The organism is Blautia sp. MSK18_10 (genome assembly GCF_020553185.1).
Lineage (GTDB): Bacteria > Bacillota > Clostridia > Lachnospirales > Lachnospiraceae > Blautia_A > Blautia_A wexlerae.
Window position 1 is genome coordinate 125,781 of the sequence record NZ_JAJCGT010000003.1, and the last position, 18,728, is coordinate 144,508.

General features: G+C 42.0%; 14 protein-coding genes. 13 read left to right on the forward strand and 1 reads right to left on the reverse strand.

Going from position 1 to position 18,728, the window contains the following annotated elements:
- The first annotated feature begins 303 nt into the window (after positions 1–303).
- The gene (locus LI074_RS02830; protein ID WP_173697670.1) at positions 304–1,104 is read left to right on the forward strand and encodes an MBL fold metallo-hydrolase; all 801 of its coding nucleotides are present in this window, start codon (positions 304–306) and stop codon (positions 1,102–1,104) included.
- Positions 1,105–1,182: 78 nt separating this feature from the next.
- On the opposite strand, the gene LI074_RS02835 is transcribed toward LI074_RS02830, so the two are convergent.
- Complete coding sequence (locus tag LI074_RS02835; protein WP_022381012.1) at positions 1,183–1,842, reverse strand: TetR/AcrR family transcriptional regulator; 660 nt, start codon at positions 1,840–1,842, stop codon at positions 1,183–1,185.
- 337 nt (positions 1,843–2,179) lie between these two features.
- On the opposite strand from LI074_RS02835, the gene LI074_RS02840 reads away from it, so the two are divergent.
- The 12 genes from LI074_RS02840 to gltX all read left to right on the forward strand — a co-directional run bounded on the left by LI074_RS02840 (position 2,180) and on the right by gltX (position 18,727).
- Entirely contained in the window at positions 2,180–4,270 is a 2,091-nt protein-coding gene (locus LI074_RS02840; protein ID WP_022381013.1) for an efflux RND transporter permease subunit, read from the forward strand.
- 58 nt (positions 4,271–4,328) lie between these two features.
- Complete coding sequence (locus tag LI074_RS02845; protein ID WP_173697671.1) at positions 4,329–7,343, forward strand: hypothetical protein; 3,015 nt, start codon at positions 4,329–4,331, stop codon at positions 7,341–7,343.
- A gap of 169 nt (positions 7,344–7,512) precedes the next feature.
- Positions 7,513–8,709: an FtsW/RodA/SpoVE family cell cycle protein gene (locus LI074_RS02850; protein ID WP_022381015.1), complete on the forward strand. Its 1,197-nt coding sequence runs from the start codon at positions 7,513–7,515 to the stop codon at positions 8,707–8,709.
- Between the two features lie 248 nt (positions 8,710–8,957).
- Positions 8,958–9,191, forward strand: coding sequence for an acyl carrier protein (gene acpP / locus LI074_RS02855; protein WP_008704123.1), 234 nt, complete (start codon positions 8,958–8,960; stop codon positions 9,189–9,191).
- A gap of 166 nt (positions 9,192–9,357) precedes the next feature.
- Positions 9,358–10,278, forward strand: coding sequence for an ACP S-malonyltransferase (gene fabD / locus LI074_RS02860; RefSeq protein WP_022381155.1), 921 nt, complete (start codon positions 9,358–9,360; stop codon positions 10,276–10,278).
- Between the two features lies 1 nt (position 10,279).
- On the forward strand, positions 10,280–11,020 hold the full coding sequence (gene fabG, locus LI074_RS02865; protein WP_022381154.1) for a 3-oxoacyl-[acyl-carrier-protein] reductase: 741 nt from the start codon (positions 10,280–10,282) through the stop codon (positions 11,018–11,020).
- Positions 11,021–11,034: 14 nt separating this feature from the next.
- Positions 11,035–12,270: a beta-ketoacyl-ACP synthase II gene (gene fabF / locus LI074_RS02870; RefSeq protein WP_022381153.1), complete on the forward strand. Its 1,236-nt coding sequence runs from the start codon at positions 11,035–11,037 to the stop codon at positions 12,268–12,270.
- 87 nt (positions 12,271–12,357) lie between these two features.
- Positions 12,358–12,819 (forward strand): acetyl-CoA carboxylase biotin carboxyl carrier protein, encoded by a 462-nt coding sequence (gene accB, locus LI074_RS02875; protein WP_022381152.1) that lies wholly within the window; start codon positions 12,358–12,360, stop codon positions 12,817–12,819.
- Positions 12,820–12,838: 19 nt separating this feature from the next.
- On the forward strand, positions 12,839–13,270 hold the full coding sequence (gene fabZ / locus LI074_RS02880; protein WP_008704118.1) for a 3-hydroxyacyl-ACP dehydratase FabZ: 432 nt from the start codon (positions 12,839–12,841) through the stop codon (positions 13,268–13,270).
- A 3-nt stretch (positions 13,271–13,273) separates the two neighbouring features.
- Positions 13,274–14,620, forward strand: a complete 1,347-nt coding sequence (locus LI074_RS02885; protein WP_022381151.1) for an acetyl-CoA carboxylase biotin carboxylase subunit — start codon at positions 13,274–13,276, stop codon at positions 14,618–14,620.
- A gap of 182 nt (positions 14,621–14,802) precedes the next feature.
- A complete protein-coding gene (locus LI074_RS02890) occupies positions 14,803–16,518 on the forward strand; it encodes an acetyl-CoA carboxylase carboxyl transferase subunit (protein ID WP_022381150.1) in 1,716 nt (571 codons plus the stop codon).
- A 757-nt stretch (positions 16,519–17,275) separates the two neighbouring features.
- A complete protein-coding gene (gltX, locus tag LI074_RS02895; RefSeq protein ID WP_022380849.1) occupies positions 17,276–18,727 on the forward strand; it encodes a glutamate--tRNA ligase in 1,452 nt (483 codons plus the stop codon).
- Position 18,728: the final 1 nt, after the last annotated feature.

Below are 18,728 nucleotides of genomic sequence, written 5' to 3' on the forward strand. Positions count from 1 at the left end.
CCGTGCTCATACAAGTCGAAATTTCATTGCCATAGTGAAGATTCGTTACTGTTCACATACCACTATCCCGCGAGGTGTTTTGGCATGAATATGCCAAAATCCCGAGACATACAAGCCAAAATTCCATTGCCGCAGGCAATCTGGAATTTTGGCTAAGTTACTGTGAACGGAGTGAACAGTAACGAAGATTCATATCGTCTGATAGACAGATTCCTTTTTACTTTAGAATATGCTATTATATATAGGAAATATTTGCTGCCTGCCAAGTGTCAGCATCCAAAGAAAGTCGGGAGGTACATAAAGATGAAACTTACAATATTGGGAACCGGAAATGCAAAGGTGACGAAATGCTATAACACTTGTTTTGCGCTAAATGAAGATAAAGAATATTTTATGATAGACGGAGGTGGCGGAAATACAATTCTGAAGCAGCTGGAGGACGCAGGAATCAGCTGGAAAGAAATCAGCACTATATTTGTGACACATAAACACATTGATCATCTGCTTGGAATAATATGGATGCTTCGTATGTATTGTCAGGGAATGGCAAGAGGACAGTTTGACAGTGAAGTGACTATCTATGGACATGATGAAGTGATCAGCCTGCTGAAACAGATGGCAGAGATGCTTCTCACACCAAAGGAAACGAAATTTATCGGAGACAAAGTCCATCTGGAAGAAATAAAGGACGGAGAAGATAGAACGATTCTGGGACACAGGGTGACATTTTTTGATATTCTGTCTACAAAGGCAAAACAGTTTGGGTTCTGCATGGAGTACGCAGAGGGAAAGAAGCTGACCTGTTGTGGAGATGAGCCATATAATGAATGTGAACAGAAATATGCCAAAAACAGCACATGGCTTCTTCATGAAGCATTCTGTCTGTTCTCTCAGGCAGATAAATTCAAACCATATGAGAAACATCATTCTACTGTAAAGGATGCCTGTGAGCTGGCACAGAAACTGGAAGCAGAGAATCTGATTCTGTATCATACAGAGGATAAAAATATTTCCAGACGAAAGGAGCTCTACACAGAAGAAGGCAGACAGTATTATAAAGGAAATCTCTGGATTCCTGATGATCTGGAAACCTACAAATTATAAAAAAGACAAACCTCCGGAGGCTTGCCTTTTTTACAGCAATCTTTTTAAATGTATCATTTATGAGGGTTGCCATAGTGATTATGCTGTATGGTCCACATGTGTTTTAGTGTCGGAAGACAAAACTTCACATGTAGTATGATCCTGTGAAAAAGTTTCCATAATTCCTGAAATAGTCCTGTGCAGATAAGGACGGTACTCAGCCAGAGACACAGGCTGCTGATACAGAATGCAGCTGTAGCAGGTGGAACCTACCAGCTCAATGATCGTAAAGAGCATCAGTTCTGGATTTTTATAATGTAGTCCGCTTTGAGCAAGCATATCCAGATAGGACTGATAAAAATTATATTCGTCGTCAGGCATTTTTTCCTCAAAAGCACCCTTGAAGACACCCCAGGCAAGATTCTTTGAAATAAACAGCAGGAGAGTACGGTCTTTATTCAACTCAGTAAGAATGTAATCTATAATAAAATGTACCTGCCTGTCAAATTCGCTGATATGTGCATTCTGCACAGCCTCATGGGCCCGGAAAAACAATTCTCCGGTCTTGTGGGAAACCAGTTTATTCCGGATATCATATTTATCCTTAAAATAGAGGTAAAACGTCCCCTTGGCAACCCCGGCCTGATCTACAATATCTGAAATTGTAGTTTTGGTAAGTCCCTTCGTCGTAAAAAGTTCAAAGGCAGTGTTGAAAAGAGCATCTTTTTTCTTCTTTTTATTCAGCTCCAGTTTTCCCATTTCAGATTCATTCCTTCCTCTACTGTATACATAACATTTTAACCGAATCAGGTAAGTCCCGCTGCGGAGTTTGCGAAAAGCAATAAGCGTCTTACTGTTCACAGCAACATAAGCTTACTTTGTAATTATATTGTGATCATATATAATTACTATTTTAAACAAAAATGACTGAAAGTCAATATTACATTTTTGTTCTGGAAAAATTTAGACAAATTGTGAAGAATGATTATTGACTGAAAGTCATTTTTGTTATATAACATTCCATGAAATAAAAAATGACTGTTAGTCATAGAATGATCAAACAGTATCAATAATAAAGAAAGAAGAGGAGAAAAAGATGATTAAGGTAGGAAAGTGGATTGCAAAACACAAGATACTGATCATTATCATCGGAATTGCATTGCTGATCCCTTCATATCTCGGTATGGCGGCGACCAGAATCAACTACGATGTACTGAGTTATCTGCCGGATACCCTTGAGACAGTTGATGGACAGGACATTATGGTAGATCAGTTTGGGATGGGAGCCTTTTCCATGATAGTGGTGGAGGATATGGAACTGAAGGATGTAGCTGCTCTGAAAGAGAAAATCGAAGCAGTTGATCACGTGAAAAAAGTACTGTGGTATGACAGTGTCCTGGATGTTTCCGTTCCTGTAGAAATGCTTCCAAAGGATTTAAGAGAGGCATTTTTTAACGGAGATGCAACTATGATGATCGCGTTGTTTGATAATACAACATCATCAGAAACTTCCATGGAAGCTGTGACGCAGATTCGTAAGATTACTTCAAAGAACTGTTTTGTCAGTGGAATGACAGGCATTGTTACTGATATCAAACAGATTGCACTTAAGGAAATGCCGATTTACGTTGTGATTGCTTCCTGCCTTTCTCTGATAGTGTTGCTCCTTGCAATGGATTCTCTGGTAGTTCCAGTTTTGTTTTTGCTCTGCATTGGTGTTGCAGTCTTGTATAATCTTGGAAGTAATATTTTTCTTGGTCAGATTTCATACATCACTCAGGCACTGACAGCAGTCCTGCAGCTTGGTGTTACCATGGATTATTCCATTTTCCTGCTGAACAGTTATGAGGAGAATAAGAAGCGGTTTGAGGGTGATAAAGAGAGGGCTATGGCACATGCCATCAATGCAACCTTCAAATCTGTAATCGGAAGTTCTATTACAACAGTAGCCGGATTTATCGCACTTTGCTTTATGACCTTCTCACTTGGACGTGATATGGGTATCGTAATGGCCAAGGGAGTTGTTATCGGTGTTCTGTGTTGTGTTACTTTGCTCCCTGCTTTGGTGCTTACTTTTGACGGAGCCATTGAAAAAACAACACATAAGCCGCTGCTTCCAAGCTTTGATAAGGCATCTGCTTTTATTACAAAGCATTATAAAGTATGGCTGATCATTTTCCTGGTAATGCTTTTCCCGGCAATTCATGGAAATAACAATCTGAAGAATTACTACAATATTGACAAGTCACTTCCTTCCACGCTGGACAGTAATGTGGCAAATGCCAAACTTCAGGAAACCTTTGATATGAATAATGTTCATATGGTGTTATTAAAGAAAGGTCTGACATCAAAAGAAAAAACAGAAATGCTTGACCAGATCAAGGATGTTGATGGTGTAAAATGGGCACTTGGAATGGACTCTTTCGTAGGTGCGGCATTCCCTGATACCATGATCCCAAGTAATCTGAAGAAGATGCTGGAAAGCGATGAGTACGAGATGGAATTTATCTGCTCCAAATATAAAACAGCCACAGACGAGGTAAACAATCAGATTGATGAGATCCAGAAGATTGTAAAAGGATACAGTCCGGAATCTATGGTAATCGGAGAAGCACCTCTGACCAAGGATCTTCAGGATGTTACGGATGTGGATTTAAAGACTGTAAATACTATCTCTATCCTGGCAATTTTCATTATTATCATGGTTGTGTTTAAATCCATTTCGCTTCCGTTTATTCTGGTTGCAGTTATTGAGTTTGCGATTTTTGTCAATATGTCCGTTCCTTATTATCAGGGAAAGGAAGTGGTGTTCGTAGCAAGCATTGTTATCGGTTGTATCCAACTGGGAGCTACTGTTGACTATGCAATCCTTATGACCAGCAGATACCAGAAAGAACGTGGTCTTGGAAAGAGTAAGAAAGAATCCATTGCCATCGCACATAAAACTTCCATGAAGTCAATTGTGATCAGTGGCTGCAGCTTCTTTGCGGCAACTTTCGGAGTTGGTCTTTATACACAGGTAGATATGATCGGAAGTATCACAAACCTGCTTTCACGTGGAGCTGTGATCAGTACACTGGTGGTATTGTTTATACTTCCGGCTATGTTTATGATATTTGATTCTCTCATCTGCCACACATCTATTGGATTTGCCAAGAAGAAACCGGCAAAAGAGAAGAAACAGTGATTCAGGATTTTTAAAAAGAAGCTTATTGTAAAGAGATAGAATAAAGGAGTAAGTTATTATGAACAGAAACAGAAAGAAAGCAGCTGCAGCAACGCTTGCAGCAGGAATGGCTGTAGTTCTCGGAGCAGGTACTGTAATGGCAGCTGCATCAACAGGTGATAATGGATTGCAGAAAGAAGAAACCGTTTATGTAAATACAACTGCCGGAGGAGAAGTAACGGATGTCACAGTATCTGACTGGCTGAAAAATTCCGGAGACAGTTCCAATTCTGAGGTGAAAGATGCCTCTGATCTTCAGGATATAAAAAACGTAAAAGGTGATGAAACATTTACTCAGAACGGAAATGATCTGACCTGGAGTACTGATGGAAAGGATATTTATTATCAGGGAAAGACAGAGAAAAATCTCCCGGTTTCCGTAGGAATTAAATATTATATGGATGGAACTGAGGTTTCTCCGGAAGCTCTGGCAGGAAAGACAGGACATCTGAAAATGGAAGTGACATATGCAAATACTTCTAAAACAACCAAAACAGTGAATGGCAAAAAGACTGATATTTATTCACCCTTTGTTATGGTGACAGGAATGATCCTTTCTACAGATAATTTCTCCAATATTACAGTAGATAACGGTAAGGTTATTTCTGACGGAAGCAGAAATGTTGTTGTCGGTTTTGGTATGCCGGGAATGAAAGAAAGTCTGGATATGTCTTCTGATATTGCAGATGAAGTGAATATCCCTGAAGGATTTACAGTGGAAGCAGATGTTACAGACTGTGAGATGAATTCTACATTTACCGTAGCACTTACAGATATTTTCAAAGATATTGATCTGGATGATGTGGATGGACTGGATGAGCTGAAGGATTCAATGAAAGATCTGACGGATGCAGCAGTAAAACTGGTAGACGGAACCAAAGATCTTTATGATGGAACTAATAAACTCAATGACAAATATAAAGAATTTTATGATGGAATCGGAACTCTGAAAAGTGGTGTCAGTGATCTGAATGACGGAGCAAAAGAACTGGATGACGGAGCAAAGGAATTAAGCAGCGGAGCACAGACACTGAATACAGGGGCACAGACTTTAAACAGTGGTGTTTCCTCTTATACAGCAGGGGCAGACACACTTTCAGATGGAATCAAACAATATACAGCAGGAGTAGATACGCTGGACAGCAAGATGGCGGACTATGAGGCAGGGATGAAATCTCTTTCCGATGGTGTAAATGCATATGTTGCAGGCGGCAATCAGCTTGCAGGCGGGGTGCAGAGCTATGTAACAGGAACAACTACTCTGACAGACGGAATGCAGCAGTATATTGCAGGAGTTAATCAGCTTGCAGGCGGTGTGGGTCAGTATGCTGGTGGTATCAAGAGCTTAGTGAATGGAATTGGTCAGGTTGTTCCGGGAATTGATACTGCTGTAAATGGAATCCAGACTGCTGTAGAAAAAATGACAGCTCTTTCATCTAAAATCGATGCAAATCAGATTGCTAATTTCAGTGACAGCATGACGGCTTATACAACAGGCGTTTCTGATTACACTTCTGCAGTTGGCCAGTATATTGAAAGTGTAGAACAGCTTGCATCAGGACTGAGCCAGCTTGAGAGCTCACTTGAAAACATGGGAGCTTCCACAGCTTCAGAAATAGAAGAAAGTGCAAATGCAATGTCCGGACAGTTAAATGACAGTGCTGAAACCATGAACAGTCAGGCAGATGCAATTGAATCCTGGATCAGTGATTCCGCAGAGGCTTCTGTAGATGCATCTTCTGTAGATGCAGGAGTTGCAGCAGTCAGCAGTCAGCTAGAAGCAGCAGAATCTGCTTTGTATAATATTGATACCAGCAATATGGATGATGAAACAGCAGCTGCTGTAGAAGCTGCGATTGATGGTGCGTTAGGTTCTATTCAGGCAGCTGAGGACAGTGCATCTAATATTGATACATCCACAATTACAGCCTCCGCACCTGATACGTCAGCATTGCAGTCAGCAGCAGACGCTTTAAGGGCATCTGCGTCCAGTGCAGAATCAACAGCAGATGCACAGGAAGAGGCAGTCAACAGCAGTATTGAACAGATGAAACAGCAATTACAGGCATTAACTCAGGGAATGCAGACAGTGCAGAAGACTGTATCACAGTTAAATGCAGGTGCAAAAGAGCTTACTTCTAATGATGGCACATTAAAAGCAAGTGGAACCCAGCTTGCTCAGTCAGGAACCCAGATTGCTACAGCAGTAAATCAGATGAGTACATTATTTACCGGACTTGGACAGCAGCTTCCGGAAATGCTGCAGGGAATCGATCAGCTGAAAGCAGGCTCTGATCAGCTGACTACTGCAAATAAATCTCTCCAGAGTGGATATGAAAGCCTTGCAAAAGCAAGCACAGAACAGATGATTTCCGGCGCAGATACACTGCTTAGTTCCGGAAAGACACTGACAGATGGAATTGCACAGCTTCAGGGTGAAAATAATGTTAATGCACAGACACTGTTAAAAGGAGCCAAGACTCTTAAGAGCGCAAGAAAGAGCCTGACCAGTGGTATGTCTCAGATCAATTCTGCAACAGGTCAGATTACAAGTGGTGTGGAAACTCTGGCATCTAACAGTGGAACACTGTACAGCGGAGCAGATCAGCTTTCTTCGAACAGTTCTACATTAAACAGCGGAGCATCTCAGCTTGCATCAGGAACTCAGACACTTGTATCAGGAGCACAGACCCTTGCATCAGGAACAGGCAGCCTTGTATCCGGCACTCAGACATTAATGGATGGTGCGGATAAGCTTTCTGATGGCAGTGATCAGCTTAAAGATGGTATCAGCGATCTGAATGACGGAGCAAAAGAACTGAACAAAGGACAGAAGAAATTCTATAAAGAAGGTATTAAGAAACTGGATGATACAGTAAACGGAGATCTTCAGGATATTCTTGACAGATTTGAGGTAATCCAGTCTGACGATGTAATGTACACAACATTCACAGACAGATCCGGCGATATGGACGGAAATGTTAAATTTATTTTCGAATCTGACCCGATTGAAATCAGTGATGATGAGAAATAGATATCATAAACCTGAGACATACAGAATAAGGGAAAGATGAACAGCCAGACTTATCTAAAATGGGGCAGATGCAATCAGGCAACTGCCCCATTGCTTATGAAAAAGCTTTCTGTTATAATAAAAAAGTCAGATGGGAATTTTAGAAAACAAGAAAGCATCAGGTGATTAAATGGAAAATACAAAATCACAAAAAAAGTCGTATTCAACAGCATCTTCCAAGAGCAGGGTGCGTCGAAAAACAAAAACAGATTATTATGATTACAGTCTGGTAGCAGTTATTGTACTGCTGACCTGTTTTGGGCTTATCATGCTGTACAGTACAAGCTCCTATATGGCTCAGATAAATTACGGAAGCGACATGTATTTTTTTAAAAAACAGGCCATCATCAGCGTGGCATGTATTATCATGGCACTGATCATTTCCAGGCTCAATTATCGGATACTGAACCGTTTTAGCACAGCTTTGTATGTAGCGGCACTGGTGTTGATGGCACTGGTAAAAACACCGCTGGGGCAGTCTTCTCATGGTGCCCAGAGATGGCTGAATCTTGGACCGGTTCAGTTCCAGCCGGCAGAGCTTGCCAAGATAGCAGTTATTGTCTGCCTCCCATATATGATCGTGCATATGGGAAAGAAAGTCCGTACCTTAAAGGGCTGTATGGTTCTTGCTGTTGTGGGAGGCGGACTGGCACTGGCTGCATATGTATTTACGGACAATCTGAGTACAGCAATTATTATTTTCTGTATTACTGCAGGACTGATTTTTGTGGCTCACCCGGATATTAAGATTTTTATTATTATTGCAGGTGTTGTTATTGCGCTGGCAGTGATCGGAGTCATTTTTCTGAATGCAACAGTGAGTGTTGATGGAAGTGGAAGCTTTCGTCTGAGACGAATCATGGTATGGCTTCATCCGGAAGAATATGCGGACAGTTGGGGGTATCAGACAATTCAGGCATTGTATGCGATTGGCTCGGGAGGATTTTTTGGCAGAGGACTTGGAAACAGTATTCAGAAGCTGGGAAGTGTACCTGAGGCACAGAATGACATGATTTTTTCAATTATCTGTGAAGAACTGGGGATTTTTGGAGGTCTTATCGTGCTGATGCTTTATGCATATCTGTTATACAGGCTGTTTGTTATTGCACAGAATGCACCGGATATGTTTGGCTCACTTATGGTCAGTGGGATTTTTATTCACATAGCATTGCAGGTTATTCTTAATATTGCGGTTGTTGTAAACCTTATGCCGAATACAGGTGTCACTCTTCCATTTATCAGTTATGGAGGTACGTCGATCGTATTCCTTATGGCAGAGATGGGACTTGCGCTGAGTGTGGCAAGGCAGATTAAATTTGAGGAATAAAAAATGTAATAAAATAGTGCTTGACAAACAGGAGGGAAGAATATATACTTTGAACATCAAAGTAATCAATCCCGATAAAACCAAATCTGAATAAATGAGACGTATTTACTGGTCTGACGGATGATAAGGTTGAAAACAAGAAAAAGCAGAATCATCATCTGCTTAACAAAATAATAAAAAACAAGTGATAACCGGAGCAGGAAAAAGAGAAGCATTCCGGGGCTTGAATTAAAGGAGAAGAGAAAATTATGTTAGAAAAAATGAGTGAAATGATCGCAGAGCAGTTAAATTGTGATGCAGCAGGAATTACTGCTGAAACTTCTTTCAAGGATGATCTTGGCGCAGACTCACTTGACCTGTTTGAGCTGGTTATGGCTCTGGAAGATGAATACAATATTGAGATCCCGGCTGAAGATCTTACAGATTTAACAACAGTCGGAGCTGTTATGGATTATCTGAAAAACAAAGGCGTAGAGGCTTAATCATATAGAAATGACAAATAACTCCTTGGAGCCAGAGATGGCTTCGGGGAGAATTTTTTGACATTATAATTTGAATATCAAAATATTTTAAACTGAAATAATTTGCAATCAGAAACAAATTGTTATCATCTGATATAAACATAAAAATAAAGGAAAGGAAAATGATATGTCTAAAATTGCATTTGTATTTCCGGGACAGGGTGCACAGTATACAGGAATGGCGAAAGATTTTTATGAAAAATATGCTGTAAGTCGCGAAGTATTTGAAAGCGCATCAAAAGCATCCGGACTTGATGTGAAAGCTTTATGCTTTGAAGAAAATGACAGATTAAATATTACAGAATATACACAGATTGCCATGCTGACAGCAGAAATCGCAATCTTAAGAGCTGTAGAGGAAGCCGGAATCAGGTCTCAGGTAAATGCTGGACTGAGCCTTGGAGAATACGGAGCACTGGTGGCCTCCGGTGTTATGAAGGAAGAGGATGCATTTACTGTAGTGCGAAAAAGAGGAATTTTTATGCAGGAGGCATATCCTACAGGTGGTGCAATGTCCGCTGTTCTTGGAACAGATGCAGAGCTGATTGAAAAAATCTGCAATGAGACACAGGGAATTGTATCCATTGCAAATTATAACTGTCCGGGACAGATTGTGATCACAGGCGAGGAGACAGCAGTTGCAGCAGCAGGGGAGGCATTAAAGGCAGCAGGCGCCAGACGTGTGATTCCTCTTAAAGTCAGTGGCCCATTTCACTGTGAGCTTCTCAAAGGCGCAGGGGAAAAACTGGGACAGGAACTTGAGAAGGTAGAAATCCAGTCATTTACAGTACCTTATGTGACAAATGTAACTGCACAGTATGTGACAGGACCGGAGCAGGTAAAGGAATTGCTTGTCAGTCAGGTTTCATCCTCTGTGCGCTGGCAGCAGTGTGTAGAACAGATGATTGATGATGGTGTAGATACTTTTATTGAGATTGGACCGGGAAAAACTCTGACAGGATTTCTCAAAAAGATCAACAGAAATGTAAAAGCATTACATGTTGAGAAAACAGAAGATCTGGATGAAGTGAGAAAGGAGTGTCTGTAAAATGCTGAAAAATAAAATTGCCCTGATTACAGGTGCAGGACGTGGAATCGGACGAGCCATTGCTATTGCTCTTGCAAAGGAAGGTGCAGAGGTGGTTATCAATTACAATGGTTCTGAAGAGAGAGCGAAGGAAGTAAAACAGACCATCGAAGAAAACGGTGGAAAAGCTTCCATATATAAATGCAATGTCAGTGATTTCGCAGCCTGTGAAGCAATGATCAAAGATATAGTTAAAGAATACGGACACCTTGATATTCTGGTTAATAATGCAGGAATTACCAAAGATGGTCTGATCATGAAAATGAAAGAAGAGGATTTCGATTCTGTACTTAATGTAAACCTGAAAGGTACATTCAATACAATCCGTCACAGTGCCCGTCAGATGCTGAAACAGAGAAGTGGAAAGATCGTCAATATTTCTTCTGTTTCCGGAATCCTCGGAAATGTGGGCCAGGCAAATTATGCTGCATCCAAAGCAGGTGTGATCGGTCTGACAAAAACAATGGCAAGAGAGCTGGGCAGCCGGGGAATTACGGTAAATGCTATTGCACCCGGATTTGTAGACACAGAGATGACAGAAGTACTCTCAGAAGAAATCAGGGAAAATGCATGTAAGCAGATTATCCTGGGACGTTTCGGAAAACCGGAGGATATTGCAAATACAGCGGTATTTCTGGCATCAGACAAAGCAGACTATATTACAGGACAGGTCATCAGCGTAGATGGCGGTATGAACGTATAAATAAGGAGAACAAAATGAGAAGAGTTGTAATTACAGGTATGGGAGCAATCACTCCGGTAGGCCTTAGTGTAGAAGAATTCTGGAACAGTGTAAAAGAAGGAAAAACAAACTTTGCAGAAGTAACACGTTTTGATTCCACAAATTACAGAGCGCATATGGCAGCAGAGATCAACAATTTTAATCCAAAGGATTATATGGATTTCAAATCTGCAAAACGTATGGAGCTTTTCAGCCAGTATGCGGTAGCAGCAGCAAAAGAAGCTATTGAGCAGTCCGGACTGGATATGACAAAAGAAGATCCCTTCCGTGTAGGCTGTAGCGTGGGAAGCGGTATCGGAAGTATGCAGGTGGTAGAGAAATCCTGCGAAATTCTCAACACAAAGGGACCAGGAAGACTGAATCCTCTGATGATTCCTCTTCTGATCTCCAATATGGCATCCGGAAATGTTTCCATTCAGTTTGGACTCCGCGGAAAGAACATTAATGTTGTAACTGCCTGTGCAACAGGAACCCACAGCATCGGAGAAGCATACCGTACTATTCAGTGCTCTGATGCAGATGTTATGGTTGCAGGTGGAACGGAAGCAGCTATCACACCAACAGGCTTTGGTGGTTTTGCGGCACTGACAGCATTGACCTCATCCACAGATCCTGAGAGATGTTCCATCCCTTTTGACAAAGAAAGAAGCGGTTTTGTAATGGGCGAGGGTGCCGGCGTGGTAGTTCTGGAAGAACTGCAACATGCCAAAGCACGTGGAGCGAAAATCCTTGGCGAGGTTGTCGGATATGGTGCAACAGGAGATGCTTACCACATTACATCCCCTGCAGAGGACGGTTCCGGTGCTGCCAAAGCTATGGAATGGGCTGTAAAAGAAGCAGGAATTTCCACAGATGATGTATGGTATGTAAACGCACATGGTACAAGCACACATCATAATGACTTATTTGAAACAATTGCCATTAAGAAAACATTTGGTGAACACGCAAAAGAAATGAAAATAAATTCTACAAAATCTATTACAGGACATCTTCTGGGAGCTGCCGGTGCAGTGGAAGTGATCACCTGTGTAAAAGAACTTCAGGAAGGCCTGATCCATCAGACTGTTGGTTATAAGGTGCCGGATGAACAGTGTGACCTGGATTATGTAGGAAACGGTAATGTAAAGATGGATATCAAATATGCACTTACCAATTCTCTTGGCTTTGGCGGACATAACGCATCCTTACTTATTAAAAAGTACGAAGACTGATCACGCAGATAATAAATGGTATGGTGATTTTGAAAACAATATACGACAGTGATCTTATAATATAGCTATTTCAGCAGGAGGAAATAAATGGAACTGGCAAATATATTAGAACTGATCCACGCAGTCAGCGATTCAGATCTCACAGAATTTAACCTGCAGGACGATACCTTAAATATTTCCATGTCAAAAGAGAAAACAATTGTACAGCAGATGGCAGTCAATACTGATCCGGCAGATGCTCAGCAGTATCAGCCGGTAGTGCAGCAGGCTGTACATGTAGAATCCGTCAATGCTGTTAACGATGAAGTACAGACAGGAAGTGTGGTAAAATCTCCTCTTGTAGGTACCTATTATGCAGCATCTTCTCCGGAAAATCCCCCCTTTGTAAAAGTAGGAGATAAAGTAAGCAAAGGTCAGGTCCTTGGCATTGTGGAAGCAATGAAGCTGATGAACGAGATTGAATCAGAATTTGATGGTACAGTAAAAGAAATCCTTGTAGAAAACGAGCAGATGGTAGAGTTCGGACAGCCGATGTTTGTGATAGAATAGAAGAAGGAGGTAAAAAACTATGAAACTTACAACAAAAGAAATCATGGAGATCATTCCCCACAGACACCCGTTCCTCCTGATTGATACTATTGAAGAACTGGTGCCGGGTGTGAAGGCAACAGGAAAGAAATGTGTTACCTATAATGAGCCGCATTTCGCAGGACACTTCCCACAGGAACCGGTTATGCCGGGAGTTCTGATCGTTGAAGCGCTTGCGCAGACAGGTGCAGTTGCAATTCTGAGTAAACCGGAAAATAAAGGAAAGATCGCATATTTTGCATCGATCAACAATGCAAAATTCAAGAACAAAGTAGTTCCCGGAGATACCCTTACTCTTGAAGTAGAGATCATTAAGGAAAAAGGTCCCATGGGAGTGGGAAAAGCAAAAGCAACAAACCAGGACGGTAAGGTAGCAGTGATCGCAGAGCTGACTTTTGCAGTAGGAGCATAACAGATGTTTAATAAAATTTTGATCGCCAATCGTGGTGAAATTGCAGTGAGGATCATCCGGGCATGTCGTGAGATGGGAATCCGCACAGTAGCCGTATACTCAGAAGCAGACAGAGATGCCCTGCATACCCAGCTTGCAGATGAAGCAGTATGCATCGGAAAGGCACAGTCATCAGACAGCTATCTGAACATGGAGCGAATCTTAAGTGCTACCATTGCCACAAAAGCAGAAGCAATCCACCCGGGATTCGGATTTCTCTCAGAGAACAGCCGTTTTGTGGAAATGTGTGAGAAATGTAATGTGGCATTTATTGGTCCTTCCGCAGAAGTAATTTCCAGAATGGGAAATAAATCTGAGGCGAAAAACACAATGCGGAAAGCTAAAGTCCCGGTAGTGCCCGGCACAAAGGAGCCGGTCTACACAGTAGAGCAGGCTTTGGAAGCTGTAAAGGAAATCGGTTTTCCGGTCATGATCAAAGCATCAGCAGGCGGCGGTGGAAAAGGAATGCGTGTAGCCGGAAATGAACAGGAATTTGCCAAATTGTTTGAGACAGCACAGCAGGAGTCGGTCCATTCCTTCTCCGATAATACCATGTATCTGGAACGGTTTGTGGAGAATCCCAGACATGTTGAAGTGCAGATTCTTGCGGATAAATACGGAAATGTAGTTCATCTGGGAGAACGAGACTGCTCTGTTCAGAGACGTCACCAGAAAATGATCGAAGAGTCTCCGTGTATCGCAATCTCTGATGATCTGAGAAAGAAAATGGGTGAGACAGCAGTACGGGCAGCAAAGGCAGCAGGCTATGAAAGTGCAGGAACCATAGAATTTCTTCTGGATCAGTCCGGAGAATTTTATTTCATGGAAATGAACACCAGAATCCAGGTAGAACATCCGGTAACAGAATTTGTGTCTGGTGTAGACCTGATCAAAGAGCAGATCTGCATTGCAGCAGGTGAACCGTTAAGCGTTCAGCAGAAAGACATAGAAATCCGCGGTCACGCCATGGAATGCAGAATCAATGCCGAGGATCCTGAGAGACATTTCATGCCATGTCCGGGTAAGATCACTGACTTACATCTTCCCGGTGGAAATGGAATCCGCGTGGATACAGCAGTTTATAATGACTACGCAATCCCGCCCTACTATGATTCTATGATTGCCAAGATCATTGTTTATGACAAAGACCGCCGCAGTGCCATTCGAAAGATGATCAGTGCACTTGGAGAAGTTGCCATCGAAGGAGTAAAAACTAACGTGGATTTTCTGTATGAACTTCTCAATCAGCCGGATTTTCAGGAAGGAAATATCACCACAGATTTCATTCCGCAGCATTATCCGGATCTGTAAAAGAAAACTGGTGCAAATATATTTTATAGTTCAGCAGAAAGTACATATTTATTATTGAAATGTAATTGATAAGCAAATCGATAAAATTATTTTTGACAGAATTAGTTTGATTAATAGTTATTAACGTTATTTTGTTGTCTGAAAGAACATCAAATTGGGTTACATAAAGGAGCAGGATTTTAATGGCAGACTTGAAGAGATTTTTTAAGAAAACAGTTTCAGAAGACCGGCATAAACAGGCCGCATCTGTTTCCGTACCTGAAGGCTTATGGATCAAATGTCCAAAGTGCGGAGAAATGGTTTACAGAGAAGACGTAATATCCAACGCCTATGTGTGCCCGAAATGCGGAGGATATTTCAGAATCAGTGCGAAACGCCGGATCAAAATGATCGCAGATAAAGGAAGTTTTAAAGAGTGGTTCACAGGAATTGACAACAGCAATCCACTGGACTATCCGGATTATCCGCAGAAAATTGAGGATCTGAGAGAAAAAACACACCTTGATGAGGCAATTCTCATCGGAGAAGCCACCATCGGAGGAATCCGTACAGTGATCGGAGCCATGGATACCAGATTTCTCATGGCTTCCATGGGATATGTGGTGGGAGAAAAGATCACCCGCTCATTTGAAGAAGCAACAAAACAGGGACTTCCGGTCATTCTGTTCTGTTGCTCCGGCGGTGCCAGAATGCAGGAAGGAATTGTATCACTGATGCAGATGGCAAAAACCTCCGCAGCCATTAAACGTCACTCCCAGGCAGGGCTTCTCTACACATCTGTGCTGACAGACCCGACTACCGGTGGCGTTACAGCAAGCTTTGCCATGCTTGGAGATATTATCCTTGCAGAGCCAGGCTCACTGATCGGATTTGCCGGCCCGAGAGTCATTGAACAGACTATAGGTCAGAAACTGCCGGAGGGCTTCCAGAGACCGGAATTTCTTCTGGAACATGGATTTCTCGACGGAATTGTTGAACGAGGCTCTATGCGGGATGTTCTTTCGCTGATCCTGAAACTGCATGATACCAGAAAATGTTACGGAGAATTTCCACAGGAAACATCTGCCAGATCTTTCGATACTTTTGGCAAAAAGAAAAAGCAGAAGAAACAAAAAAATCTCACAGCCTGGGACAGAGTCCAGATTGCCAGAAGCAGTGACCGTCCGTCAGCAGCGGAATATATTGATGCCATTTTTGATGATTTCATGGAATTTCATGGTGACAGAGGTGTCAGAGACGACAATGCCATCATCGGCGGCATTGCTACACTGGACGGACAGCCCGTTACAGTAATCGGAATCCGTAAAGGGCATACTACAAAAGAAAACATCAGATGTAACTTCGGAATGCCATCACCGGAAGGGTACAAAAAGGCTCTTCGACTGATGAAACAGGCAGAGAAATTCGGACGTGCAGTCATTGCATTTGTAGACACTCCGGGGGCATTCTGTGGACTGGAAGCAGAAGAACGGGGACAGGGCGAAGCCATTGCAAGGAATCTTCTGGAAATGTCCGATTTGAAGGTGCCGGTTCTTTCGGTTGTAATTGGTGAAGGCGGCAGTGGCGGTGCACTTGCACTTGCAGTCGGCAATGAAGTCTGGATGATGGAAAATGCAACCTACACCATCCTTTCACCGGAAGGCTTTGCATCCATTCTCTGGAAAGACAGCAGAAAGGCACCGGAAGCTGCGGAGGTCATGAAAGTAACGGCGGCTCATCTGAAAGAACTGGGAATCATTGAACGGATCATACCGGAGGAATATCCTGCAAGTGAGGAGAATTTGCCGGAAATTGCAGAGTATATGAAGATCAGAATGAAGCAGTTCCTGGAGAAACAGACTGGTAAAAGTGGACTGCAGATTGCACAGGAACGGTATGAGAGGTTTCGTAAGATGTAGCACGATGTTAAAAGGGACGCGCAGAAAAATATTTTATTTGGAGTGCGGTTTCGGGGTCTAAGATATTCTAAGCTCTCAGAAATCTGCTAAAGGCATGAGCCGTCTTGTCAAACTCGCTCCGTTGCAAACTTCGCTCAGACAGTGATGCAGCCGGCTCATAACGCAGATTTCTGAGAACTAAGAATATCTAAGACCCCTGCAAATGCACTCCAAATAAAATATTTTTCTGCGCTGTTTTGTTGCAGGTTGTCATGCACTTTCTTAGGGTTACTATAGTTATGTTGTGTAGCAGATATGTTATTTAGCTAATTGTTCTGTAAAGTCAGGAGTGGTATATTCTTTATTGTTGTACACTAAATATGTTATATAGCCGATAGTCAGCATGGGAAGCAATTATGTTTGGGGGCGAATTTGAGGGTTCATTGTAGTTCTTGGTATTTGGGAAGCCGCGTTATGAGCCGATCGTTTCACTGTCTGAGCGGAGTTTGCAACGGAGCGAGTTTGAGAGAGCGGCTCATGATTTTAGCGGCTTCCCGAATGCCTAGAAATACAATGGTTCCGAAACTGAGCCCCCAAACATAATTGCTTCCCATGCGTCCCTTTCCATAACAAACTTTTTTAAAATTTCCTCCATCCCGACTTGAAATAAGAAAGCCTCTGACGTATAATAAACCCGAAAGTAGAAAGGCGCTGCTTTTAAGCAGGGTCTTTTTTTACAGATTTTGAATATATAAAAAATTCAGGAGTGAAAAAAGTTATGACCAAGATCAGAACAAGATTTGCACCAAGCCCTACAGGCAGAATGCATGTTGGAAATTTAAGAACAGCATTATATGCATACCTTATTACAAAACATGAAGGCGGAGATTTCATCCTCCGTATTGAAGATACAGACCAGGAACGTTACGTAGAAGGCGCTGTAGATATTATCTATCGTACACTTGCAAAAACAGGACTTCTCCATGATGAAGGTCCGGACAAGGACAAAGGCTTTGGACCGTATGTTCAGAGTGAGCGTCAGGCACAGGGAATCTATCTGAAATATGCACAGCAGTTAGTAGAACAGGGTGATGCATACTACTGTTTCTGTAAGAAGGAAGAACTGGAAGGTATGAAACGTGTTGTGGCAGGAAAAGAGATTTCCATTTATGACAAACGCTGCCTTAAACTTTCCAAAGAAGAAGTACAGCGTCGTCTTGATGCAGGAGAACCACACGTAATCCGTTTCAATATGCCAACAGAGGGAACTACAACATTCCATGATGTAATCTACGGAGATATCACAGTAAACAATGAGGAACTGGAAGATCTGATCCTGATCAAATCTGACGGATACCCAACTTATAACTTTGCAAACGTAATCGATGACCATTTAATGGAGATCACACACGTAGTAAGAGGTAACGAGTATCTTTCCTCAGCTCCGAAATACAACCGTATCTACGAAGCTTTCGGATGGGATATCCCGGTTTATGTACATTGTCCGCTGATCACAGATGAGACACACCAGAAGCTTTCCAAACGTTGTGGACATTCCTCTTATGAAGACCTGCTTGATCAGGGATTTGTTTCAGAAGCAATCATCAACTATGTGGCACTTCTCGGATGGAGTCCTTCTGACAACAGAGAGATCTTTACACTGGATGAACTGGTACAGGTATTTGATTATCATCATATCAATAAATCTCCGGCAGTATTTGATATTGCGAAACTTCGTTGGATGAATGGTGAGTATATCAAGAAAATGGATGCGGATGAATTCTATGAGAGAGCACTTCCGTATATGAAAGAAGTTCTGAAGAAAGACTACAACTTCAAAAAGATTGCAGGAATGGTACAGACCAGAATCGAAACATTCCCTGACATTCCGGCTCTGATTGACTTCTTTGAGGAAGTACCGGAATATGATTCCGCCATGTACTGCCATAAGAAAATGAAGACAAATGAAGAGACTTCTCTTACAGTATTAAAAGAAGTACTTCCGGTTCTGGAAGAACAGGAAGATTATACAAATGATCCGTTATTTGAAACATTAAGTGCATTTGTAAAAGAGCATGGTTATAAGAACGGATATGTAATGTGGCCTCTGCGTACTGCTGTTTCCGGCAAGCAGATGACGCCGGCCGGTGCTACTGAGATCATGGAGATCATCGGTAAAGACGAGACAATCAAACGAGTAAAGGCAGCTATTGAGAAATTAAGCAAATAAA